The 24256-nt window shown below is 71.5% G+C and carries 16 protein-coding genes and 3 pseudogenes; 8 read left to right on the top strand and 11 right to left on the bottom strand.

What is annotated here, in order from left to right; translation table 11 throughout:
• Positions 1-6 precede the first annotated feature (6 nt).
• Together H181DRAFT_RS30315 and H181DRAFT_RS30310 are read left to right on the top strand one after the other, a co-directional pair.
• Positions 7-378, top strand: a pseudogene (locus H181DRAFT_RS30315) (hypothetical protein); the annotation flags it as partial.
• Between the two features lie 237 nt (positions 379-615).
• Positions 616-1104 (top strand): annotated as a pseudogene (locus tag H181DRAFT_RS30310) (hypothetical protein); the annotation flags it as partial.
• An 18-nt stretch (positions 1105-1122) separates the two neighbouring features.
• On the opposite strand, the gene H181DRAFT_RS27800 reads toward H181DRAFT_RS30310, so the two are convergent.
• On the bottom strand, positions 1123-3072 hold the full coding sequence (locus H181DRAFT_RS27800) for a hypothetical protein (protein ID WP_139131773.1): 1950 nt from the start codon (positions 3070-3072) through the stop codon (positions 1123-1125).
• Between the two features lie 249 nt (positions 3073-3321).
• On the opposite strand from H181DRAFT_RS27800, the gene radA reads away from it, so the two are divergent.
• Both radA and disA read left to right on the top strand, forming a co-directional pair.
• Positions 3322-4743, top strand: coding sequence for a DNA repair protein RadA (gene radA, locus H181DRAFT_RS27795; RefSeq protein WP_045867217.1), 1422 nt, complete (start codon positions 3322-3324; stop codon positions 4741-4743).
• Positions 4744-4813: 70 nt separating this feature from the next.
• Positions 4814-5938 carry a DNA integrity scanning diadenylate cyclase DisA gene (disA, locus tag H181DRAFT_RS27790; protein ID WP_045867216.1) on the top strand — a complete coding sequence of 375 codons (1125 nt, stop codon included), beginning with the start codon at positions 4814-4816 and terminating at the stop codon, positions 5936-5938.
• Between the two features lie 123 nt (positions 5939-6061).
• Here the strand turns inward: disA and H181DRAFT_RS27785 are convergent, their stop codons facing one another.
• A complete protein-coding gene (locus H181DRAFT_RS27785) occupies positions 6062-6910 on the bottom strand; it encodes a hypothetical protein (RefSeq protein ID WP_045867215.1) in 849 nt (282 codons plus the stop codon).
• Positions 6911-7304: 394 nt separating this feature from the next.
• Here H181DRAFT_RS27785 and H181DRAFT_RS27780 point away from each other — a divergent pair, with 394 nt between their 5' ends.
• Positions 7305-8258, top strand: a complete 954-nt coding sequence (locus tag H181DRAFT_RS27780) for an HhH-GPD family protein (RefSeq protein WP_045867214.1) — start codon at positions 7305-7307, stop codon at positions 8256-8258.
• Here H181DRAFT_RS27780 and H181DRAFT_RS27775 read toward each other — a convergent pair.
• The 3 genes and pseudogenes from H181DRAFT_RS27775 to H181DRAFT_RS27765 all read right to left on the bottom strand — a co-directional run bounded on the left by H181DRAFT_RS27775 (position 8251) and on the right by H181DRAFT_RS27765 (position 10833).
• Positions 8251-8760, bottom strand: a complete 510-nt coding sequence (locus tag H181DRAFT_RS27775) for a VOC family protein (RefSeq protein WP_045867213.1) — start codon at positions 8758-8760, stop codon at positions 8251-8253. The two genes, H181DRAFT_RS27780 and H181DRAFT_RS27775, sit on opposite strands and share 8 nt — an antisense overlap.
• Before the next feature lie 78 nt (positions 8761-8838).
• Complete coding sequence (locus tag H181DRAFT_RS27770; RefSeq protein ID WP_254666993.1) at positions 8839-9312, bottom strand: helix-turn-helix transcriptional regulator; 474 nt, start codon at positions 9310-9312, stop codon at positions 8839-8841.
• A gap of 13 nt (positions 9313-9325) precedes the next feature.
• Positions 9326-10833, bottom strand: a pseudogene (locus H181DRAFT_RS27765) (MDR family MFS transporter).
• Between the two features lie 258 nt (positions 10834-11091).
• Here H181DRAFT_RS27765 and H181DRAFT_RS27760 point away from each other — a divergent pair.
• Positions 11092-11655 carry a TetR/AcrR family transcriptional regulator gene (locus tag H181DRAFT_RS27760; protein ID WP_045867212.1) on the top strand — a complete coding sequence of 188 codons (564 nt, stop codon included), beginning with the start codon at positions 11092-11094 and terminating at the stop codon, positions 11653-11655.
• Between the two features lie 59 nt (positions 11656-11714).
• On the opposite strand, the gene H181DRAFT_RS27755 is transcribed toward H181DRAFT_RS27760, so the two are convergent.
• A complete protein-coding gene (locus H181DRAFT_RS27755; protein ID WP_045867211.1) occupies positions 11715-12437 on the bottom strand; it encodes a M23 family metallopeptidase in 723 nt (240 codons plus the stop codon).
• Positions 12438-12900: 463 nt separating this feature from the next.
• On the opposite strand from H181DRAFT_RS27755, the gene H181DRAFT_RS27750 reads away from it, so the two are divergent.
• Positions 12901-15519 carry an NACHT domain-containing protein gene (locus tag H181DRAFT_RS27750; RefSeq protein ID WP_045867225.1) on the top strand — a complete coding sequence of 873 codons (2619 nt, stop codon included), beginning with the start codon at positions 12901-12903 and terminating at the stop codon, positions 15517-15519.
• Positions 15520-15804: 285 nt separating this feature from the next.
• A complete protein-coding gene (locus tag H181DRAFT_RS27745) occupies positions 15805-18477 on the top strand; it encodes an NACHT domain-containing protein (RefSeq protein WP_045867210.1) in 2673 nt (890 codons plus the stop codon).
• A 187-nt stretch (positions 18478-18664) separates the two neighbouring features.
• On the opposite strand, the gene H181DRAFT_RS27740 is transcribed toward H181DRAFT_RS27745, so the two are convergent.
• The 5 genes from H181DRAFT_RS27740 to H181DRAFT_RS29600 all read right to left on the bottom strand — a co-directional run bounded on the left by H181DRAFT_RS27740 (position 18665) and on the right by H181DRAFT_RS29600 (position 24083).
• Positions 18665-21193 carry an ATP-dependent Clp protease ATP-binding subunit gene (locus H181DRAFT_RS27740; protein WP_045867209.1) on the bottom strand — a complete coding sequence of 843 codons (2529 nt, stop codon included), beginning with the start codon at positions 21191-21193 and terminating at the stop codon, positions 18665-18667.
• Between the two features lie 907 nt (positions 21194-22100).
• Complete coding sequence (locus H181DRAFT_RS27730) at positions 22101-22439, bottom strand: histone-like nucleoid-structuring protein Lsr2 (protein ID WP_045867208.1); 339 nt, start codon at positions 22437-22439, stop codon at positions 22101-22103.
• Positions 22440-22621: 182 nt separating this feature from the next.
• Positions 22622-23149, bottom strand: coding sequence for an amino-acid N-acetyltransferase (locus H181DRAFT_RS27725; RefSeq protein ID WP_074468085.1), 528 nt, complete (start codon positions 23147-23149; stop codon positions 22622-22624).
• A gap of 292 nt (positions 23150-23441) precedes the next feature.
• Positions 23442-23861 carry a BlaI/MecI/CopY family transcriptional regulator gene (locus tag H181DRAFT_RS27720; protein ID WP_074468084.1) on the bottom strand — a complete coding sequence of 140 codons (420 nt, stop codon included), beginning with the start codon at positions 23859-23861 and terminating at the stop codon, positions 23442-23444.
• A 51-nt stretch (positions 23862-23912) separates the two neighbouring features.
• On the bottom strand, positions 23913-24083 hold the full coding sequence (locus H181DRAFT_RS29600) for a hypothetical protein (protein ID WP_045867205.1): 171 nt from the start codon (positions 24081-24083) through the stop codon (positions 23913-23915).
• Positions 24084-24256: the final 173 nt, after the last annotated feature.

The raw sequence follows: 24256 nt of genomic DNA, 5'->3' as shown, positions 1-24256 counted from the left end.
CACGAGGTGCGGGCACCCTCACCGGCACCATCGGCCGCGCAGGCAGCGGATCACCAGGCCCGCGCGCCGGAAGGGGCCGCGCCGGCGGGCGCTGGGCAGCACCCCGCCGGGCCACGGGCCGAAGAGGTCTCCCTCGACTTCCCGCGTGCCTGGGTCGAGTTCACCGACCCCGCCGACGCGGAGCAGGTCTTCCGCTGCGACCTGACCTGGCTCACCTCGCGCTGGAACTGCGTCTTCGGACAGGGCTGCCAGGGCATCCGGCCCGGCCGGGCGACCGACGGCTGCTGCACGCTCGGCGCCCACTTCTCCGACGAGGACGACGAGAAGCGCGTCGCCTCGCACGTGGCCCGGCTCACCCCGGAGACCTGGCAGTACCACGACGTCGGTATGGCCACGGGGTGGGTGCAGGAGGCGGCGGACGCTGAGGACGACGACGAGGACGGCGAGGACGCAGCCGGCGAGGACGGCGAGGACGCAGCCGACGGTGAAGCCGCCGGCCACGAGGGGGAGTCGGAGCGCGTCGAAGGCGGCACCGACGAGGTGGGCGACGGCCTCGGAGAAGGCAGGAACGAAGGCGGGGACGAAGACGGGGACGGGGACGCGGACGACGAAGAGGACGATGACGAGGGCCCCGAGCGGCAGACCCGACGCATCGACGGCGCCTGCATCTTCCACAACCGCCCCGGATTCGCGGGTGGTCAGGGCTGCGCGCTGCACATGCTCGCCCTCCGCGAGGGCAGGGAGCCGCTGGAGACCAAGCCGGACGTGTGCTGGCAGCTGCCGATCCGCCGCACGTTCGAATGGGTGGAACGCCCCGACGGCGAACAGGTGCTGGTCGTCTCGATCGGCGAGTACGACAGGCGGGGCTGGGGCTCCGGCGGGCACGACCTGCACTGGTGGTGCACGTCGGCGCCGTCCGCCCACGGGGCGGGGAAACCGGTGTACGAGTCGTACAGGCCCGAGTTGACCGAGCTGATGGGTGAGCAGGGGTACGAACGGCTGGCCGAACTGTGCGAGCAGCGGATCGCTACCGCTGCCGCGCCCTCGGGATACCCCGCCCTGCCGCTGCTCGCCCCGCATCCGGCCGACCCCGCCCCCAACTGACCGGCCGGCGCCGCGAGTTCACTGCGGCGGAGTCGTCGGATCCTCGGACGGCGGCGGCTCCGTGGGCGGCGGAGTCGTCGGATCCTCGGACGGCGGCGGTTCGGAAGGCGGCGGAGTCGTCGGATCCTCGGACGGAGGGTCGCTCGGCGGCGTCGGGCTCGAACCGCGCCCCTGGATCGTGACGACCGCGCCCGAAGGCGCCACCCGGATGTTCGCCGACCAGGCACGGGACGGTTCCCGGCCGCGGATGACCGAGACTCGGACCGTCGTGCTCTGCCCGGGGCGCAGCACACCGCTCGTATCGCTGAACGCGAGCCACGAGGCGCCGCCCGACAGCGACCAGCGCACCGGCGAACTGCCGCCCGCCGTCAGCCGGATGAGCGTCGCTCCGTTCACCGACCGGGCGTCTACACGGAGGGCGCCCGCCCGGTCGCCGTCCGGCCCGTCCTTGCCGCCGTCCTTCTTGCCGCGCGAACCGTCGTCGTCCTTACGGGAGTCGGCTCCGGAGTGGCCGCGCCTGTGCCCGTCGTGCGCCTTACGGTCCTGAGCCGCGTTCTCGTACGGCTGGGCCCTGAGCGAGGAGTCCTCGTCCCGCTCGGAGGCGGAGATGCCCGAGCCGTCCGACTCCCCGGTCATGGGCGCACCGCGGTAGGCCGCCCACAGGGCGAGCACGGGCGCGGCGACGACCGTGGCGACGACGGTGGTCGTCACGGCCCGGCTGCGCAGCCGGTCGCGGCGCGCACCGCGGTCCTTCACCTCCACGGGGAAGCCCGTCTTGTCGAAGCGCGGCGTGTGGCGGGCGCGTGCACGGCGGACCGCGAGCACGGCGGCCTCGATCGCCGGCCTCGGCGCTTCGAGCACGGCGAGCACGGCGGTCCCGGCCGGCGCCGTACCCGGCCACGACACCCCTGCCATCGCACGCTCGGCGGCCCGCCTGCAGTGCGTGCATTCGTCGACGTGCCGGACGAGTTCGCGCCGGAAGGCCGGGCCGAGCAGCAGCTGGTCCTCTCCGGCGAGGCCGGCGACGGCGGCGCAGCCGCCCGACTTCACGACGGCCAGCGCCGCGCGTGTCCGCTCCACCTCGCAGGCCGCCTGCGAGAGCAGCACGCTCGCGGCCTCCGTGGTCTGCGAGAGGACGGCCGCGACCTCCGGTGCGGGCAGACCGTGCCGTACGGCGAGTTCGAGCGCCTCACGCTGCTCGGGAGTGGTGCCCGCGGCCTCCGGCCAGGCCAGCGCGGCGAGTTCACGCCGGCGCTGGGTGCGGGCGGCCTCGGAGAGGTGTGGCGCGGTGGCGGGGACGCCCGGGCCGCGGCCGTTCCGGCTCCCGGCGGACTCCTTCCCGGCCTGTTCGGCGAGGCGCCGCAGGCAGACCCAGCGCGCCAGCGCGTACAGCCAGGGGCGGTGCAGGGCGGGACGGGAGGGGCCGCGTTCCTTCTCGTGCTGCCGCTCGGCGAGGACGAGCGCCTCGCCGAGGGCGCTCGTCGCCGCGTCGTGCTCGCACATGACGGACAGGCAGTACGTGAACAGGCCGTCCAGGTACGGCTCGTAGCGGCTCATGCCGCACTCCTCGACGGCGGTCGCCGGACCGGAGGCCGTCACGGACGGCGCGGGCGGCGCGCCCCCGGCGCCGCCCGCCGTATCGGGAACGCCGGTCGCCGCCCGGACGTCCAGGGCCGCCGAGGCGCCGGACGCGGTGCGTCCGCCGGCGAACGCGGGGGCGGCGCCGGCGGTGCCGCGGCCGGCCGCCGCGAGGGAGCGTCCGGGTGCGGCTGATGTCGAACTTGCCGGCGTCGGCGAGCCGTTCGCGGAGTTGACGCCTTCGGTGCCCGCCGTCACGGACTTCGCCGAGGCTCCGGTCCTGCTGAAGACCCTTGGCTGACCGGAGCTCTGGTGCTGCTTCGGCCGCCGCCTCCAGTGCGCACGGTGGGCACCGGTGGCGTGCGTGGAGTGGTCGCGCCTGCTGCTCATCCGGTGACGGTAGGCGGGCGGCATGCCCCATGAGGACCCAGTAGCCCACCTTTAATCCTTACGGGTGACCATCTCCCTCGAAAGGGGACGAGACGCACGTCAAGTCCCGTACCCGGCACCACTCTTCGGTGTCTCGGACGCACCTCCGCCACCGGCCGCGCACGGACGACAGCTCCGCGCCGCGCCCCGTGCCGGCCGTCGGCGCCCGGCCGGAACCGGCCTGTCGGCGCCGGCGGCTACGGTGCATGCATGGCTGCCCGCAAATCCTCCGGCAAGGACCGACCCGCCTACCGCTGCGCCGAGTGCGGCTGGCAGACGGCCAAGTGGCTCGGCCGCTGCCCCGAGTGCCATGCGTGGGGCACGGTCGAGGAGGTGGGCGGGTCCCCGGCCGTCCGCACCACGGCGCCCGGCCGCGTGTCGGCCCCCGCGCTCCCCATCGGCCAGGTCGACGGCACGCAGGCGACGGCGCGCAGCACCGGTGTCGACGAGCTGGACCGTGTACTCGGCGGCGGCCTCGTGCCCGGCGCGGTGGTCCTGGTCGCGGGCGAGCCCGGAGTGGGCAAGTCGACGCTGCTGCTGGACGTGGCGGCGAAGGCGTCCGGCCCCGAGCACAGGACGCTCTACGTCACCGGGGAGGAGTCCGCGGGCCAGGTGCGGCTGCGGGCGGACCGCATCGGCGCCCTCGGCGACCATCTCTTCCTCGCCGCCGAGACGGACCTGTCGGCCGTCCTCGGGCATCTGGACGAGGTGAAGCCCAGCCTGCTCGTCATGGACTCCGTCCAGACCGTCGCCTCGCCCGAGCTGGACGGAGCGCCGGGCGGCGTCGCACAGGTGCGGGAGGTGGCGGGCGCCCTCATCCGCGCCTCGAAGGAGCGGGGGATGTCCACGCTCCTCGTCGGGCACGTCACCAAGGACGGCTCCATCGCCGGGCCCCGGCTGCTGGAGCACCTCGTCGACGTCGTGCTGCACTTCGAGGGGGACAGGCACGCGCGCCTGCGCCTCGTGCGGGGCGTGAAGAACCGGTACGGCGCGACGGACGAGGTCGGCTGCTTCGAACTGCACGACGAAGGAATCACCGGGCTCGCCGATCCGTCCGGTCTCTTCCTCACCCGCCGGGCGGAGCCCGTCCCGGGCACCTGCCTCACCGTGACGCTGGAGGGGCGCCGGCCGCTGGTCGCGGAGGTGCAGGCCCTCACCGTCGACAGCCAGATCCCCTCGCCCCGGCGCACCACGTCGGGCCTCGAGACGTCGCGGGTCTCGATGATGCTGGCCGTTCTCGAACAGCGCGGACGTATCAGCGCGCTGGGCAAGCGGGACATCTACAGCGCGACGGTGGGCGGCGTGAAGCTGTCGGAACCGGCCGCGGACCTCGCTGTCGCACTGGCGCTCGCCAGCGCCGCCAGCGACACCCCGCTCCCGAAGAACCTGGTGGCCGTCGGCGAGGTGGGCCTCGCCGGCGAGGTGCGCCGCGTCACCGGGGTGCAGCGCCGGCTCGCCGAGGCCGCCCGCCTCGGATTCACGCACGCTCTCGTGCCCGCCGATCCCGGGAGGATTCCCCCGGGAATGCGCGTCCGGGAGGTCGCCGACATAGGGGAGGCACTCGCCGTACTGCCGGCTCGCGCCGCGAGACCTGGCAAGATCGAGTCCGGAGCCGCCGAACCGGCGCAGTAGGGCGCCGCGCACGCCGCCGGTAGACTTTGCCCCGGTCTCGCCCGTACGTACGCACGACCGAAGGAGTGCTGTGGCAGCCAACGACCGGGCAGCACCTCCCGGCAAAACCGGTGGGGGATCCGGTGCCGAGGGCCTGATGCGCGCCACACTGAGCGCGGTCGCGCCCGGCACTGCCCTGCGCGACGGCCTTGAGCGGGTCCTGCGGGGCAACACCGGCGGACTGATCCTCCTCGGCATGGACAAGAACGTCGAACCGCTGTGCACCGGCGGATTCGTCCTCGACGTCGACTTCACGGCCACGCGCCTGCGCGAGCTGTGCAAGCTCGACGGCGCGCTCATCATCGACCGCGACATCACCAAGATCGTCCGCGCCGGTGTGCAGTTGGTGCCTGACGCCTCGATCCCCACCGAGGAGACGGGCACCCGGCACCGCACCGCGCAGCGGGTGTCGATCCAGACCGGATACCCGGTGGTCTCCGTCAGCCAGTCGATGCGGCTGATCGCGCTCTACGTCGACGGCCAGCGTCGCGTCCTGGAGGATTCGGCGGCGATCCTCTCCCGTGCGAACCAGGCCCTGGCCACGCTGGAGCGGTACAAGCTCCGGCTCGACGAGGTCGCAGGCACGCTCTCGGCGCTGGAGATCGAGGACCTCGTGACGGTGCGCGACGTCTCGGCGGTCGCGCAGCGGCTGGAGATGGTGCGCCGCATCGCCACCGAGATCGCCGAGTACGTCGTGGAGCTGGGCACGGACGGGCGCCTTCTCTCGCTCCAGCTCGACGAGTTGATCGCGGGCGTCGAGCCGGAGCGCGACCTCGTCGCGCGGGACTACGTGCCGGAGCCGAGCGGACGCCGCTCCCGTACGGTCGGCGAGGCCCTCAACGAGCTGGACCGGCTCAGCCACAGCGAGCTGCTCGAACTTCCCACGGTGGCACGGGCGTTGGGCTACAGCGGCGCCCCGGAGACACTGGACTCCGCGGTCTCGCCCCGTGGCTACCGGCTGCTGGCGAAGGTGCCGAGGCTGCCGGGCACGGTCATCGAGCGGCTGGTCGAGCACTTCGGCGGTCTGCAGAAGCTTCTCGCCGCGAGCGTCGACGATCTCCAGACGGTGGACGGCGTGGGCGAGGCCCGTGCCCGGTCCGTGCGCGAGGGGCTCTCCCGGCTGGCGGAGTCCAGCATCCTGGAACGGTACGTCTGAGGCGTCGACAGGGGCTCACCACGCCCGTGCAGCCGCGTGCCGTACGGGCGGGCGGCTACGGCCCCGGCCCCGGCCCCGAAGGCCGCGTGATCCGGACGTCTCTCTGCCGGCTTCCGCAGCCGGTCAGGTCTTCAGTTCGAAGGACGCGTCCACCTTCTCGACGCCTTCGAGATCGACCTCGATCTCGTACTTCCCCGGCTTCACCGAGCCGGCGGGCGGCGTCCCGCACCCGGCCGAGCTGGGCTTCCGGTACCAGGTGAAGGTGTGCGTCGCGCTGCCGCTGCCGGGCAGCTGGAAGAGCGCCGGCTTCGCCTTCCGCACGCAGTCGTCCGACGCCCAGACCTTCTTGTCGTCGGCGTCCTTGACCGTCACCACCGCGGCCTCACGGCCGAGGTCGAGCTTGCAGGCCGTGCCCCGCTTGTTCTTGACGGTCAGTTCGAATCGGGGCTTCTCCCCTTCGGCGTAGTCCTTGTGCACGGTGCGCAAGGACACCGTCACGTCGGAGCCCTTGCAGTCGGGCAGTTCGGAGCCGGGGGGCACCGCGGCGCCGCCGCCCGAGCCGGTGGAGCCACCGCCCGCGCTGTCGCCGCTGTCCGAGCCGCCGGAGCCGCTTCCTCCGGGCTCCCAGCCGGAGCCGCCGCCGTCCGCGCCACCGCCGGAGGCGCCGTCTCCGGCCCCGCCTCCGCCGTCCTCTCCTGAGCCGCCGTCGGATTCCGCGCCCTCGTCCGACTCGTCGCGGCCGCCCGGACGTTCGCCGACCGTGGGCCCCGGATCGGTCGGGCCCGGCCCGATGCTGCTGGCCGGTCCCTCGCCGCCGCCGCCCTTGCCTTCGTCGTGGGAGTCGCGTCCGCCCAGCCCGAGGGCCCAGACGACGAGCAGAACCAGCAGCGCGAGGATGACAACAGCAACTGCCCTTCGCCGCCAGTAGATGGAGGAAGGAAGCGGTCCGATCGGATTACGCAGAGATCCCACGCGCAAACCTTACGAGACAACGCGGACCCTGCAGACCTTGCCCAGTGCACGATGAGGCAACTTTTATGATGAACGACCGCACCGCGGAACGCCGCTGTTGAAATCCCCGCGCTCAGCGGGCCGATGGCCCGCGCCGGAGGCCGGAAGGGCAGGCCCCTCACACACGGCCCGCACCGGGGAAGCCGTGGCCCGCCCGCCCCGGGGACACGCCCGGCCCCGGAAGAGTTCCGGCCGCGTTCCGCGATCTGGCGCCCGGGACGCCCCACTTGGCACCCCGCCGCCCCCAACAGGCGCAAGGGGGAAGGGCACACGGCGCGAAGAGTCTCAACCGACCGGTCGCCGCCTGTGCGTCGCGTTTCCCGGGCGCGTGCCCACATGTCAGGATCGTCCTGCCATGACTGCGACCACCGAGACTGCACACACCCCCGAGCCTGAGCGCGAGTCGGCGACCGCCGACGACTCCGTCGCGCGGACCGCTCGCGCCCTCCACTCCCCCGTCGTCGACTGGTTCACCGCACACGCCCGTGATCTTCCCTGGCGCCGCCCCGAGGCCGGCGCATGGGGAGTGATGGTCAGCGAGTTCATGCTCCAGCAGACACCCGTGAACCGGGTCCTGCCCGTGTACGAGCAGTGGCTGAGCCGCTGGCCGCGCCCCGCCGACCTCGCCACCGAGCCCCCGGGCGAGGCGGTACGCGCATGGGGCCGGCTCGGCTACCCGCGGCGGGCCCTTCGCCTGCACGGCGCCGCGGCCGCCATAGCGGAACGGCACGGCGGCGACGTACCGCGTGAGCACGCGCAGCTGCTCGCCCTGCCCGGCGTCGGCGAGTACACGGCCGCCGCCGTCGCCTCGTTCGCCTACGGGCAGCGGCACGCCGTCCTCGACACCAACGTGCGCCGGGTCTTCGCGCGCGCGGTGAACGGCAAGCAGTACCCGCCGAACGCCACCACCGCCGCCGAGCGCAAGCTCGCCCGCGCCCTGCTCCCAGAGGACGAGGCGACGGCCGCGCGCTGGGCCGCCGCGACGATGGAGCTCGGAGCGCTGGTGTGCACGGCGCGCACCCCGGCGTGCGGGCAGTGCCCCATCGTCCAGCAGTGCGCCTGGCAGCTCGCGGGCGCACCGGAGCACGTGGGGCCCGCCCGTCGCACGCAGACCTACGCGGGGACGGACCGTCAGGTGCGCGGAAAGCTGCTGGCGGTACTCCGCGAGGCGGTCAATCCCGTACCGCAGGCCGTCCTCGACCGGGTCTGGAACGACTCCGTGCAGCGCGCCCGGGCACTGGACGGGCTGGTAGCGGACGGGCTCGTCGAACCCCTGCCGGGCGGGGTCTACCGGCTGCCGCTCAGCTGACCCCGCCGGTGCCGCCGGTGCCGCCGGGCGCGGCGGCACCGTCCGCCCCGTCGTCGACGCAGCCGCTCCAGGGCTTGTTCATGTCGAGGTCGTCCCGGTCCCACTGCTGGGTGAGCGAATACCAGTTGCCTGAGGGGTCGCGGAAGAGCGCTTCGATGCCGTACGGGCGTTCCTGGGGTTCCTGGACGAACTCGACGCCCTTCGCCTTGAGTTCGGCGTACGTGCCCCGGCAGTCGTCGGTGGCGAACACGCCGGCGCCCAGGGCGCCCTTGTTGACCAGGGCCAGGACGGCCTCCCGCGACTCCGGGTCGAGGCCCGGGCCGTCGGGGCGCATCAGCGTGAGCTGGACGTCCGGCTGGCCGGGCGGGCTGACGGTGACCCACCGCATGTCGCCCATGTTCATGTCGGTGCGCTCCGTGAAGCCGAGCGTCTCCACGAAGAACTTCTTGTCCCGCTCCTGGTCGGTCGACCAGACGGTGGCGATCGCCAGACTCTTGATCATTGCGGACTCCGGATCTGTGGCGGTGAAGGCGGAGCGGGCGGCGCGGACGCCGCGCTCCGCCGCTTGTGAATCACCATGTCAGGCCCGCTCGCGGCCGGCTTCTCCGTTGTTGCGCTCTTCGGCGCCCGCCCCACCGGGCGCCGCGGCCGTCCTGAAGCCGCCCGTGAAGAGCATCGCGTAACACCCGGGGATCATGGCGGCGGCCCGGTGCCCGTGGCGCTGCCGGTACGCGCTGGGGCTCGTGCCCGTCTGCTTCTTGAAGCGCGCCGAGAAGGTGCCGAGGCTCGTGAAGCCCACCGCCATGCAGATCTCGGTCACCGTGAGATTCGCGCACCGCAGCAGCTCCTCGGCACGCTCGATGCGGCGGCGGCTGAGGTACTGCCCCGGCGACTCCCCGTACGTCTCCTTGAACGCGCGCACGAAGTGGTAGCGCGAATACCCGGCGTGCGCCGCGACCGCGTCCAGGTCGAGGGCGGGATCCGCCCAGTCGCGGTCCATGGCGTCCTTGGCGAGGCGCATCGCACGCAGCCGGGCCATGCCGGGGCTGTTCATGCCCGCAAGGCTGTCACACGGGGGTGACACTCCCCGAGGGTTCGGACGAGGGCTCGGCCTGCTCCGGCTCCGTTTCGCCGCCCTTGAGCGGCACCTCCTTGATCCACCAGGAGGCGGCGAAGCAGATCAGGGCGGTGGCGGCTCCGATGAGGAAGACGGTGTGCGTGCCGTCGGCGACAGCGTGCTCGTAGATCTCCCGTACGGGCGCGGGCAGCCGCTCCAGCGAGGCGGCGTCCAGCTGGGCGGGCACCTCGCCGGCGGGCCGGCGGGAGCGCCGGCGACAGCGGCCTTCTCCGTCATCGTCTCCTGCACGCGGTCCGCGAAGAGGGTGCCCATCAGGGCGACGCCGAACGAGCCGCCGATCGTGCGGAAGAGCGTGGTGGTGGACGACGCGACGCCCATGTCCTTCAGCTCGACGCTGTTCTGCGCGATGAGCATCGTCAGCTGCATCAGGAAGCCCATGCCGGCGCCGAGGACGACCATGTAGAGCGCTGACGTGGTGCGGCTGGTGCCGACGTCCATCTGCGCCAGCAAGTAGAGCCCTGCGGGGATGAGCGCGGAGCCGATGATCGGGTACGCGCGGTACCTGCCCGTGCGGGTGGTGGCACGTCCGGTGACGACGGAGACGACCATCATCGGCAGCAGCACGGGCAGGAGCAGCAGCCCCGAGTTGGTGGCGGAGGCGCCCTGCACGCTCTGCTGGTAGAGGGGCAGGAAGGTCATGGCGCCGAACATGACGAAGCCGAGCAGGAACCCGATGAGGGTGACGAGCGAGAAGTTGCGGCTGCGGAAGACGCCCAGCGGCAGCACGGGTTCGGACGCACGGCGCTCCACCAGCAGGAATCCGGCGACTGACGCCGCCGCCAGCCCGCCGAGCCCGAGGATCGTCCCCGACGACCAGTCGTACTCCGTCCCTCCCCAGCTGGTGACCAGGACGGCCGCGGTGATCCCCACGGTCAGCAGGGCGGCGCCCGCGTAGTCGATCCGCCCCTGGGAGCGGTGCCGGGGCAGGTGCAGCAGCGTGGTGACCAGCGTGAGGGCGATCGCTCCGAGCGGGATGTTGATGTAGAAGGCCCAGCGCCAGCCGAGGTGGTCGGTGAGGGTTCCGCCGACGAGCGGCCCGCCGATCATGGCGAACGACATCACCCCGGCCATCATGCCCATGTACTTGCCGCGCTCGCGGGGCGGTACGAGTTCGCCCATGATCGCCATCGCGCCGACCATGAGGCCGCCCGCGCCGAGCCCCTGCAGCGCGCGGAAGCCGATGAGCTGGGACATGGTCTGCGCGGCCCCGGAGGTGACGGAGCCGGCGAGGAAGATCAGGATCGAGGTGAGAAAGACGCCCTTGCGCCCGTACATGTCGCCGATCTTTCCCCAGAGCGGGGTGGAGGCCGCGGTCGTGAGGGTGTAGGCCGTCACGACCCAGGAGAGGTGCTCCAGTCCGCCGAGCTCTCCGACGATGGTCGGCATGGCCGTGCCGACGATCATGTTGTCGAGCATGGCCAGCATGACGGCGATCATCAGCGCGAAGACAGCCAGCCCCGTGCTGCGGGAGCTCTGCTCCTGTCCGGCGGTCTTGCCCTTGAGCGGTGCCGCACCGCTCTCGCTGCCGCCCGTGCGGCCGTGCTCGCCCCGTTCTGAGGCGCGCGGCTCCCCGTCCGTCACCATGAGACCCCCCGTTTCGTTTACTTGCCGCCCGGCTAGTTGCATACGATGGGCACGGTAGGACGGTCGCTAGCCGGGCGTCAAGTAAGTTTCTGGGACGAGAGGCCGAGGCTGATGAGCAGGGGCAACACGCGGCAGCGCATCCAGGACGTCGCCCTGGAACTGTTCGCGCAACGCGGTTACGAGAAGACCTCGCTCCGTGAGATCGCCGAGCACCTCGACGTCACGAAAGCGGCCCTCTACTACCACTTCAAGAGCAAGGAGGACATCGTCGTCAGCCTCTTCCAGGACCTGGCGGAGCCCTGCGACGAGCTCGCGGCCTGGGCCGAGCAGCAGCGCCCGGCCACCCTGGAGGTGAAGCTGGAGGTGCTGCGGCGCTACAGCGAGGTCCTGTTCAAGGCGGCCCCGCTCTTCCGTTTCATACAGGAGAACCAGGCGACGATGCGCGAGCTCAGCATCGGCGAGACCTTCAAGGAGAGGGTGCGCACCCTGGTGGACGTGCTGCAGATCCCGGACGCACCGCTGACGGACCAAGTGCGCTGCTCCGCTGCCGTGTTCACCATCCACACGGGGATGTTCAGCCTGCGGGAGACCGAAGGCGACCCCGAGGACAAGCGGAAAGCCGTCCTCGAGGTCGCCCAGGAGCTGGTGACCACGGCGCACCGCGATCGCGGCTGACGGTTGGCCCCCGCGTGGCGGGGCCGACGGGGCCGGACCCGCGGAGCGGGGCCGAAACGTCAGACCTTGACGCCGTGGGAGCGCATCGCGTCGACCGGGTCCATGCCGGAGCCGTACTCGGCGGTGTTGCGGATCTCGAAGTGCAGGTGCGGGCCCGAGGAGTTGCCGGTGGAGCCCGACAGGCCGATCTTCTGGCCGGTCTGCACCTTCTGACCAGGCTTGACGTTCACCTTCGAGAGGTGGGCGTACTGCGAGTACGTGTTGTCGTCGTGCTTGATCACGATCGCGTTGCCGTACGAGGCGCCGTCGCCCGCGCCGTTCGGGCCGGCCTTGACGACGGTGCCGCTGTGCACCGCCTTGACGGGGGTGCCGGTCGGCACGGCGAAGTCCTGACCCGAGTGCTTCTGCGCCCAGCGTCCGCCGCTGTTGCCGTAGCCGGCGCTCAGCTCGTACTTGCCGGACACGGGCTTGGTCCAGGAGTTGGCCTTCTTCGAAGCGGCGGGGCGCTCGGCGCTCCGTGACGCCTTGCCGTCCCCGGCACGCTCGGCCGCCTTCTTCTGGGCCTCCGCTGCCTTGGTCTGCTGGTCGGCCTGGGCCCGCGCGGAGTCCGCGAGCAGGGACGCGGTCTGTGACGCGAAGACGTCGCCTTGCTCGGAGGAGTGGGCGGCAACCGCCGAGCCCGCGCCGAGCACCAGCGACGCACCGAGACCGGCCGCTATCACCGCGGACCTGGTACGGGCACGACCGAAGGGCTTGCGCGCGTTCTTGGGGGTCTTCGACATACGGGTACTACCTCCGAATGGCTGGGGGGACCCCGAGCCGTGGGACCTCGGGGGGACAAAACATTGGTAACCCGTCCCATCCGGCATACCAAAGAGCCTTATTACTAATGAGGACGGTGAGAACAGACCGGACAGGAAGCACCCTTAAGGATTATTTGGACAGCATCCAAGCGGCCGTCGCGCTGCGCCCGGCGCTCTGTGCGTTGCCCGTCAGGGGTCGCGTCCTCCGCGGCACAGGACGGTCCGGCCCCTCCTAAGAGCGCTCGTAGGCGGCGGAAGGGCTGTGCCTCACCTCACCCGGAGACGCCCCCGGAAGGCGCCGAACTCCGCTCGTCAGCGGCCCGTGTGTGGTCCAGGTCGCATCACCGTGCGCGCACCGCCGTGCGGCGAGCGTGCGTGCGCGGCGGGTCCGCAACTCCCCAACTCCCGCGCCCGTGACCGCTTCGTCACCTACGATCCGCCCATGGAGCCCGCCACCATGGCCACGCGACTCGCCTCCAGCGCGGTCGCACCCATCGTCAGGAAGCTCTTCGTGCACGAAGGTGCCGGCGCGGACCTGGTCGACAGGCCGGTCCGGATCTCCGCTCTCGTCTCCTTCCGTGGCGAGCAGCGCACCCTCACGGAGAGGGATCTGCGCAAGCTGGCCGGAGAGTTGACCGACAGGGCCGTCAAGGCGGCCGGGCCGCTCGAGGCACCCGATCCGCCGACGCGACGCGAGCTGGCCGACGCCCTCGCCACGGCCCTGCACAGCATCGGCGACCTCGACATGGACGACGTGCAGGCCGTGCGCCTCGGCCCGGAAGGGCTCGCCCGCCAACTCGCGGCCCCGGCCTCGCTGTCGGAGGCCGCGGAAGCGCGCTTCCGTCCGCTGCTGCACACCGCCTGCCTGCACATCCTGAACTTCTTCAGCCGGCGCTCGACGTTCATCCCCCGCACGCTGATGGAGCAGACCCAGCAGCTCGACCGGCTCGTCAGCATCACCGACCTGCTGATGGAGCGCGTCCCCGCGCGGTCCGCCGAGGACGCGCGCTTCGAGCAGCGGTACGCCGAGCACATCGCCCGCAAGCACGGCGAACTGACCATCTACGGACTGGATCCGGGCCGTGCCCGGGAGTGGCGTCTGGACTCCGCCTACATATCCCTGGAGGCCACCCAGGACGCCGGCGGCTCCCTGCGTACGGCGACCTCCCTCACCGCCGACCGCGTGCTGGCCGTCCACGACCGCGTCCTGCTGCGCGGCGCCGCCGGATGCGGCAAGACGACGCTCCTGCAGTGGCTGGCGGTGACCGCCGCGCGCCAGACGTACGACGAGCATCTCGCGCACCTGCTGGGCCGCGTCCCCTTCGTGCTGCCGCTGCGCCGCGTCGTCCGGGACGGCCTGCCGCCCACGCCGGACCGCTTCCTGCACGCCGTGCGCAGCGGCCTCGCCGGGGCGCAGCCCGCGGGATGGGCCGAGCGGGTCCTCAGCGCGGGGCGCGGGCTGCTGCTCGTCGACGGGATCGACGAGGTGCCCCAGGCGCACCGTGAGGAGATCCGGCGCTGGCTGAGGGAGTCGATGGGCGACTTCCCGGGGAACCTCTGGCTCGTCACGTCCCGCCCGTCGGCCGTACGGGAGGACTGGCTCGCGGACGAGGGGTTCGCCGAGGTGTCCCTGGCGCCCATGTCACGCCACGACGTCGCCGCCTTCATCAGGCGGTGGCACAGCGCCGCCGACGCGGAACCCGGCCTGGCCGACGCCCTCGTCGCAGCCGTGCGCACCAACCCCGACCTCGGCAGGCTCGCCGTCAACCCCCTGATGTGCGGCCTGCTGTGCACGCTCCACCGGGACCGGCACGGGTCCCTCCCCTACGGCCGCAGGGACCTCTACGACGCCGCCCTGTCGCTGCTGCTGGAGCGTCGCGACCGGGAGCGGGCCGTGGCCGTCCCCGAAGGGCTGCGGCTGACGAAGGACGTGCAGATCCAGCTGCTTCAGCGGCTCGCGTACTGGATGATCCGCAACGACCGCGCCGAGATGGAGGAGCGGGACGTCGTGGCCCAACTCGAGCGCTGCGTCTCGCGGATGGGGTACGTCGGGGCGACGCCGTACGAGCTCTTCCGGCACCTTCTCGACCGTTCGGGGCTGCTGCGCGAACCGGCCCGGGGGCGCGTCGACTTCGTCCACCGCACCTTCCAGGACGCCCTGGGTGCCAAGGCGGCCGTGGAGGAGGGCGACTTCCCGCTGCTGCTCGACAACGCGCACAAGGACCAGTGGCAGGACGTCATCCGCATGGCGGTGGCCCATGCCCGGCCCGCGGACCGGGTACGCCTCCTGCGCGGCCTGGTCGCCCAGGTGCCCGCGGAAGGCGGCCCGGAAAGCGGCGGCCACGTCGGGGACCCGCGGCTGACGGCCCGGCAGGGGCCGTCCCGGGACAGCGTGCGCGGTCTGCTGCTGGCCGCGGCCTGCCTCGAACAGGCCACCGACGTGCCTCCGCAGGTGCGGGCCGAGATCACGGAGCGCACGGCGCGGCTCCTCCCTCCCCGGACGACGTCCGCGGCGCGCCACGTGGCCGACATCGGCGGTCCCGTGCTGCTGAGCCTGCTGCCGGGCCCCGAGGGGCTGACGGACGAGGAGGCCGTCCGCACCGTCGTGGCCGCATCGAGGACGGGGACGGACGCCGCGCTGCCCGTGCTCGCCCGTTTCCGCGACAGCGCGTCGCTCGGTCTCAGGCGCCAACTCGTGTGGGCCTGGCACCGGTTCGACACCGACGAGTACGCGCGCGAGGTCATCGCCCACCTGGACGAGTCCGAGCTGTACTTCTCGGCGCACGGCGTGAGCCACCTCCGGGCGCTGGCCGCGATGGGCGGCCGGGAACGCATCCAGATCGTGGGGAAATACCATCCCCGGCAGCTCGTCGAGCACATCGGTCCCGAGCGCCTGACGCACCTGTGGCTCCGGGACGGTTACGCGCGTCACGGCGGCGAGGACTGGCTCGCGGCCTTCCCCCGCCTGCGGACTCTCGTCCTGCCGGGGACGACGCCCGGGTACGTGCGGCAGGTCCTTCCCGCGGGTCTCTCCGTCGTGATGGAGGGCGAACTGGTCTGAGGGGCCAGGGACGTCCGGTGCCCCTCAGGACAACTCCGGCGCGGCGCGGTCCACTTGAGGGCGAGGGCGGGACGTGAGGTCTGTGGCCGCGGGACCGGGCGCCCGCATAGGCTGGAGGGTGTGTCCGCGGCCTGACGGAGAGTCAGCCACGACGGACAGGATCGGTGCGACGCTCCCTCCCCGGGACCGCGTCGTCCGGTCCCCGTCCCGGAGGCGGGCGCCGCAGACCGAGCCGCAGCCGACACCAGCCGAGAGCCAGCAGCCCTGCCGGGAGCCCCGCAGCCCATGGAACCCGCCGTACGCCTCGCGTCCTCCGCCGTGGACCCGCTCATCAGCCGGCTCCTCGCCCACGCACCGCAGGAGCCGGCCGAGCCGGCGCCCGGGACGGGCACGCGGCATTCCGGCGTTCCCGAGGGCCGTCTCATGGCCCGCCTCGTCTCCTTCCGCGGCGAGGACCCGGAGATGGGATGGCAGCAACTCTTCGACGTAGCGGCCGAGTTGGTACGCCTGGGGCTGGAGACCACCGGGCAGGGGCTTCCCGAAGGGGAGGAGGAAGGCGTCGCCGGCGTCCTCGCCCGCACCCTGTGGGTCATCGGCGAGCTGGACACCACGGACACCCAGGCAGTACGTCTCGGCCCCCAGGACTTCGCGCGACGGCTGCGTTCCGCCGTGCCGGGCGCGGACCGCGAACTCTCCTCCGCCGCCGCCTGGTTCCACGACAGCCTGCTCGTCACGGTCTGCCTGCACTTCCTGCACCTGCTGATCCAGCGCTTCCCCGGCCTCGCCGAGGGACAGCCGGAACGGAGCCACAGAATCGGCCAGCTCGTCGACCTCAACGACGTCGAAGCGCTCCGCGGCAGCAGGCCGCGGCCCGCGGCGCAGGACGCCGAGTTCGAGGCGCGGTACCTGCGGCACGTCGCCGAGCAGTACAACCGCGTCACGATCTACGGCATCGACCTGCCCAACCCCAACACGCCGGACAACTGGTCCCTCGACGCCACCTACCTGAGCCTCGCCGCCGAGTTCAGCCCCGGCACCGGCCACGACGGGCCTGACGAACCGGACCTCCCCTCCGACGCGGCGCCTCCGGCCGGCACCGGCCCGGCAGCCCCAGGGGAGCCCGTCATGACGGCCGACCGCGCGCTGGCCGGGCACGAACGGGTGCTGCTGCGCGGCGTCGCCGGCTCCGGCAAGACCACTCTCATCCAGTGGCTCGCCGTGGCCACCGCGCGCTCCGCGCTCCCCGAGGAGCTGCGGACCCTGCAGGGCCGCATCCCGTTCGTCCTGCCCGTGCGCCGCTTCGCCCGCGAGGGTCTTCCCGCGCCGGACGACTTCCTGTCGGCCCTCCGCCACCCCCTCGCCGACGAGGCACCGGAGGGCTGGGTCGTCCGCGTCCTGGCGGCGGAGCGCGCCGTCCTGCTCGTCGACGGCATCGACGAGGCGCCGGAAGCCCAACGGGACGCCGTGCGCGGGCAGTTGCGCAGGCTGCTGCGCATCTACTCCGGCACGCTCTGCCTCGTCACGTCGCGTCCGCCCGCCGTGGACGCGGACTGGCTCGCCGAAGAGGGCTTCACCGAACTCAACCTCGCACCCATGAACCGCGACCAGGTCGCTGCCTCCGTCACCGCCTGGCACAACGCCGCCCGCTCCGACGAGGGCAAGGACCACTCCCGGCTGGACGAGTACAAGGAGATCCTGCTCCGGTCCATCCCGCTCTTCCGCGAACTGCGGGTGCTGGCCACCAACCCGCTGATGTGCGGGCTGATCTGCGCCCTCAACCGGGACAGGTCGGGGATGCTCCCCCAGGGCCGGCGGGAGCTGTACGAGGCGGCGATGGAGATGCTCCTCCAGCGGCGCGACCCGGAACGCCGGGTCCTCTATGCGGACACCGTCGACCTGCAGCGCGCACCCCGCGAGAGGCTGCTGCGCAAGCTCGCGTACCGGATGCTCGTCGAGGAGCGGGCCGTGCTCGACCGCGACAGCGCACTCGAGGCGATCGGCAGGAGCGTCACCGCCATCCCCGCCGTCGCGAGCCAGGGCGACCCGCAGAAGATCTTCGACCATCTGCTGCTGCGGACCGGACTGCTGTGCGAACAGGCCGACGGCTCCGTCGAGTTCGTCCACCGCACGGTGCAGGACTACCTCGCGGCGAAGGAGGCCGTCGAACAGGGCGACTTCGACCTGCTGCTGGAACACGCCCACGAAGCGGAGTGGGAAGAGGTCATCCGCATGTCGGTGGCCCACGCCCGACCCGCCGAGTGCGCGATCCTGCTGAACGGCCTGCTCGCTCCCGGCAGGACCGGGATGAAGCGCAACCGCCGGCGGCTGCTGGCCGCGGCGTGCCTGGAGCACGTCACCGAACTCGACCCCGAGACCCACGAGCGGGTGCGCCGCGAGACACGGCACATGGTGCGTCCCGGCACCGTCGCCGCGGCACGCGGACTGGGCTGGGTCGGCCCGATCGTGCTGGAGATGCTCCCCGACCCCATTACGGTCTCCGACGACGAGGCGCACCGCCTGGCCGTCACCGTCACCCGCATCGACGACGACGCCGCAGTGGACTACCTCGCCCGGCTGCGGCACCGCAGGTCGCTGACGCTGCGCGCGGAACTCGCCCGCGGATGGCGGAACTTCGAGACGGAGCGGTACGCCTCGGAGATCATCCGGCACCTGGACGAGGAAGGGCTCTACTTCCCCGTGTCCGACCGGGTGGAGCTCGCGGCGCTGCGCGAGATGGGCGGCCGCGACCGGGTGCAGATCGTCGGCCACTTCACCCCCGGGGAGCTCGTGGACGGGCTGGAGGCCGAACGTCTGACGCACCTGTGGCTCGCCTACGACCTCGGCGCGGGCATGAAGATGGAGTGGCTGAGCGCGTTCCCCGCACTGACCACTCTGCGCGTCAACCCCCGGCTGCCGCGGGTCAGCGGCGTCCCGGAGGGGGTACGCATCATCGCCTGAGCGCCGCCGCGTGCGACACGCTCGCCCCGAAGCCGAAGCCGAAGCCGAAGCCGGGTGCGGGCCCGAATGCGGGTCCGCACCCGGCGCTCCGGGCCGGACCCGGACGCCGGAAGCCCCCGCCACTGCGTGACGGGGGCTTCCGGTTACTGCTCGGCCTTACGGATACTGCTCGGCCTCGGCCGGCGGCTCACGCCTCCTTGGAGAGGTTCGGGCCACCGCCCGCCGCGGACTCCACCGGAGGAGCGTCCGGCAGGGCGGACTTCTCCTCGCCGCGGAACGTGAACTTCTTGTCCTCGTCGGTCTCGCCCTCGGTGTCCACGACCACGATGTGACCGGGACGCAGATCACCGAAGAGGATCTTCTCGGACAGGAGGTCCTCGATCTCGCGCTGGATCGTCCGGCGCAGCGGCCGGGCGCCCATCACGGGGTCGTAACCCCGCTTCGCGAGCAGCTCCTTGGCGTCGGTGCTGAGCTCCAGGCCCATGTCCCGGTCCTTCAGCCGCTCGTCCACCTGCGCGAGCATCAGGTCGACGATGCGGATGATGTCGTCGCGGGTGAGCTGGTGGAAGACCACCGTGTCGTCGACACGGTTGAGGAACTCCGGGCGGAAGTGCTGCTTCAGCTCGTCGTTGACCTTGGCCTTCATCCGGTCGTACCCGGCGCTGACGTCTCCCTGGCCGGCGAAGCCCAGGTTGAAGCCCTTGGAGATGTCCCGGGTGCCGAGGTTGGTCGTCATGATGATGACCGTGTTCTTGAAGTCCACGACCCGGCCCTGGGAGTCGGTCAGACGACCGTCCTCCAGGATCTGCAGCAGCGAGTTGAAGATGTCCGGGTGCGCCTTCTCGACCTCGTCGAAGAGGACCACCGAGAACGGCTTCCGGCGGACCTTCTCGGTCAGCTGACCGCCCTCCTCGTAGCCCACGTAGCCGGGAGGCGAACCGAACAGCCGCGAGACGGTGTGCTTCTCGCTGAACTCCGACATGTCGAGGGAGATCAGCGCCTCCTCGTCGCCGAAGAGGAACTCGGCGAGCGTCTTGGACAGCTCCGTCTTACCGACACCGGACGGGCCGGCGAAGATGAACGAACCGCCGGGGCGCTTCGGGTCCTTCAGGCCCGCGCGCGTACGCCGGATCGCCTGGGAGAGCGCCTTGATGGCGTCCTCCTGGCCGATGACGCGCTTGTGCAGCTCGTCCTCCATGCGCAGCAGGCGCGAGGACTCCTCCTCGGTGAGCTTGAAGACCGGGATGCCCGTCGCCGTGGCGAGGACCTCGGCGATCAGCTCCTCGTCGACCTCGGCGACGACGTCCATGTCGCCGGCCTTCCACTCCTTCTCCCGCTTGGCCTTCTGCGCCAGCAGCTGCTTCTCCGTGTCACGGAGCGAGGCGGCCTTCTCGAAGTCCTGCGAGTCGATCGCGGACTCCTTGTCCCGGCGGACGTTCGCGATCTTCTCGTCGAACTCGCGCAGGTCCGGCGGTGCGGTCATCCGGCGGATGCGCATCCGGGAGCCCGCCTCGTCGATCAGGTCGATCGCCTTGTCCGGCAGGAAGCGGTCGGAGATGTACCGGTCGGCGAGCGTGGCCGCGCCGACGAGGGCGGCGTCCGTGATGGAGACGCGGTGGTGCGCCTCGTACCGGTCGCGCAGGCCCTTGAGGATCTCGATGGTGTGCGGCAGCGACGGCTCCGCGACCTGGATGGGCTGGAAGCGGCGCTCCAGCGCGGCGTCCTTCTCCAGGTGCTTGCGGTACTCGTCGAGCGTCGTGGCACCGATGGTCTGGAGCTCACCGCGGGCCAGCATCGGCTTGAGGATGCTGGCGGCGTCGATAGCGCCCTCGGCGGCGCCCGCACCGACCAGCGTGTGCAGCTCGTCGATGAACAGGATGATGTCGCCGCGGGTGCGGATCTCCTTGAGCACCTTCTTCAGGCGCTCCTCGAAGTCACCGCGGTAGCGCGAGCCGGCGACCAGGGCGCCCAGGTCCAGGGTGTAGAGGTGCTTGTCCTTGAGGGTCTCGGGCACCTCGCCCTTGACGATCGCCTGGGCCAGGCCCTCGACGACGGCCGTCTTGCCGACGCCGGGCTCGCCGATGAGCACCGGGTTGTTCTTCGTACGGCGCGAGAGCACCTGCATGACCCGCTCGATCTCCTTCTCGCGCCCGATGACCGGGTCGAGCTTGGATTCGCGGGCGGCCTGCGTGAGGTTGCGGCCGAACTGGTCCAGGACGAGGGAGGTCGAGGGCGTGCCCTCGGCGGGGCCGCCTGCGGTGGCCGCCTCCTTGCCGCCGGAGTAGCCGGACAGCAGCTGGATGACCTGCTGCCGCACCCGGTTCAGGTCGGCGCCCAGCTTCACGAGGACCTGGGCGGCGACGCCCTCGCCCTCGCGGATCAGGCCGAGCAGGATGTGCTCGGTGCCGATGTAGTTGTGGCCGAGCTGAAGGGCCTCGCGGAGCGACAGCTCCAGGACCTTCTTCGCACGGGGTGTGAAGGGGATGTGGCCGGACGGGGCCTGCTGGCCCTGGCCGATGATCTCCTCCACCTGCTGACGGACCGCCTCGAGCGAAATCCCGAGGCTCTCCAGTGCCTTAGCGGCGACACCCTCACCCTCGTGGATCAGGCCCAGGAGAATGTGTTCGGTGCCGATGTAGTTGTGGTTGAGCATCCGGGCTTCTTCCTGAGCCAGGACGACAACCCGCCGCGCGCGGTCGGTGAACCTCTCGAACATCGTTAATCGCTCCTCAGAGCGGTCAGGCAGGAAGGGGACGCTCCCCTCTCTGTCCTTCCGCAGCTTAGTCCCGCGAGCGGGGACCGCTCATTCCAACTGCCGACACCGGTCCGGCTGAACCTCCGGCCGACCCTGCATCCGTGGATAGCACAGCAGAGCCTCCTACCCCGAACAGTCGACAACAGTTCCAACCCGATGGTGCGAGACGATGTTCCCGCAGGCCAGGCGTATCCACCCTGATTCACTACGCCCATGGCGAACGGCCCTTGATCGAAGCGGCGTCCGCCGGCCCTCGTCACCGTTCCCACCCCCGTGCCACCAGGCATTGTCCGGTCTTCACGCTCCGGCCGGGCCCCTGCGCCGGGAAGGGGCAGGACCGGCCTTGGAGCCTTCTTACCCGCACGTACTGACAGTCCATGCCGGGGCGGGCCGACCCGGCAGGCCGCATCCGCTCAGGGCGAACAGCCGTGCCGGGCGCGGTGCGCGCGAATCGGCACGTACCGAGTACGGGGCGGAGGCGAGGCGCGGGCCGAGGCGCCGGCGGAGCGGGTGGCGCGGGCCGTGGGCGTCAGGCCGGGGCGCTGCACCCGGAGCAGCAGCGGCGGTCAGCGGCGGCGGCGACGGCGGAAGGTCGCGGACCGCGCGGCGCCGGGACAGGGCCCGCCGCTACGGGGCGTCGGACCGTCCGGCTGCGGCGGTACGGCCGCGGTGAGCGGGCTCTGCGCGGCCGCGGGCCTCCGCCCTGCGACCGCGGGATGCTTCCCGGCCCGCGGGAGGCCGCCGCGTGGGTGCGGCCCCCCGAGGCGGGGCGTGGGGCGTATCGCATTCATCTCGTGCGGCCTGCCGGTGCCCGGGGAACGGAATCCCTCGGCGCACCCGTACTGCGTGCCGCACGCGACTTCCGGGTTCAGCCGTTGGCCTTCTCGTAGGCCTCGCGGATATTGGCGGGAACACGACCGCGGTCGTTGACGTCGTAACCCTGGTCCTTGGCCCAGGCGCGGATCTTCGCGGTGTCCTGGCTGCTGCCGCCGCCCGAAGCGGAAGCGCGGCCCTTTCCACGCGCAGAACGGCCACCGGTACGACGGCCGCCCTTCACATAGGGCTCCAGGACGGAACGGAGCTTGTCCGCATTCGAGGTGGTGAGGTCGATCTCGTAGCTCTTACCGTCCAGTGCGAACGTGACAGTCTCGTCTGCCTCGCCGCCGTCGAGGTCGTCGACCAGAAGAACCTGAACCTTCTGCGCCACCGCTTACTCCCATTCGTCATCGATAACTTCGATTACTGATACTGACGACGAAAGCAAACCGCTTTTCGGGGAGAAACACAAACCCTCTGTTGAGTTTGTCCGCCTCACCGGCGGGATTGGCGGGATCTTTCGGACAAAGCGCCGCGGTGATCCGTGCCCGAGAGGCGTCACCGGGCCGTCACTCAGAGATGCAGAAGCATGCGGCTGTTGCCCAAGGTGTTCGGCTTCACCCGTTCGAGACCCAGGAACTCCGCCACGCCTTCGTCAAAGGAGCGCAGGAGTTCGCTGTAGACGTCGCCGTCGACCGGTGTGTCACCGATCTCCGTGAAGCCGTGCTTGATGAAGAAGTCGACTTCGAAGGTGAGGCAGAAAATTCGCCGCACGCCCAGCCACCGTGCGGTGTTCAAGAGCTTCTCCAGGAGGAGATGCCCGACTCCGCTGCCCTTCAGGGCCGGGTCCACCGCGAGCGTCCTGACCTCGGCCAGGTCCTCCCACATGACGTGCAGCGCACCGCAGGCGACGACCTCCGCGTCGTGGTCCCGTTCCGCGACCCAGAACTCCTGAATGTCCTCGTAAAGGGTGACCGTTGCTTTGTCGAGCAGGATGCTGTCGCGCGAGTAGATGTCGATGAGGCGGCGCACGGCGCGGACATCCGAGGTCCGGGCCCGGCGAACGGTTACTTCTGATGCGGAAGGGGGTGCTGACGCCATGAACGGACGCTATCGCCCGCGGCGAAGGGGAACGCCTTCGGGGGCCGGGGGGCTTCACCGGAGCTTCTGCGCAGGGTTCCGCCGCGCCTTCCGCGGCCTTCCCCACTTCCCGCGAAGCGCTTCCCGCGAACGTTCCCGCGACTCTTCCCGCGGAGGTTCACGCCGGCGTTCCCGTGACTGTTCTCGTTGCCCTTCGGGTGACTCTCCGAGAGGTTCTCCGAAGTGTTCGCCGAGGTGTTCGCCGAGAGGTCTTCCCGGCCGGAGACTTCCGGAGGACGGCGGGAAGCCGCCTTCAGCGGCCCTCTCCGGGCGCGTTCCCGGGTGCCTTCTCGGGGGCCTGAACGCGCACCTCGTCCAGTTGTACGACGCGCAACGCGTCCCGCAGCGCGTCGAGCTGTTCCGGGGTCATACGTGAGAAGAACTCGACGAGAGCGGCGGCGGCGTTGTCACTGGAAGCCCAGGCCTCGTTCATCAACGCGGCCGAGTACGCGGCCCGCGTCGAGACAGCCTCGTAGCGATAAGCGCGCCCTTCCTGGCGCCGCCGGAGCCAGCCCTTCTGATGGAGGTTGTCCATTACCGTCATCACCGTGGTGTAGGCGATGGCACGGTCGCCCCGCAGATCCTCGAGGACTTCCCTGACGGTGACCGGACGGTTCCACCGCCATACGCGCGTCATGACGGTGTCTTCCAACTCTCCCAATGGCCGAGGCACGCGGTGAATAATAGTCGGAGTTGTCCGAATACCGCAGGCCCCGGCCGCCGGTCAGTCGTCGTTCTTCTGCCGGACGCTCTCGGCGCGGGCGAAGGCGGCGTCGACGGCGGCGTCTTCCTTGGCCTTGTTGGCGCCGCCCTGGCTCTTGACGATCGTGACGATGAGGGCGGTGAACGCCACCGCCATCACGAAGGGCGGGGTCAGTGCCGCGACGTACTCCATGGCTGTCGGCCTCCTCGGTGAACCGGACGTCCAGCCTACGGCAGGGGTGCGAGGGCCCCGCGGGCCGCTCCCGGGGGGCGCCGTCGGCGGGCGGGCGGCCGGCGGGGCGCTCCCGGGAGCGTCAGGGCCTAGGGCGTGTCTCAAAGTAGCGTCGTCCGGCCGTAGGCCGGGGG

It is taken from the genome of Streptomyces sp. WMMB 714, from assembly GCF_900090125.1.
Lineage (GTDB): Bacteria > Actinomycetota > Actinomycetes > Streptomycetales > Streptomycetaceae > Streptomyces > Streptomyces daqingensis.
The sequence above is the reverse complement of the archived record's forward strand: the minus strand, read 5'-3'. Positions and strand labels throughout refer to the sequence as shown.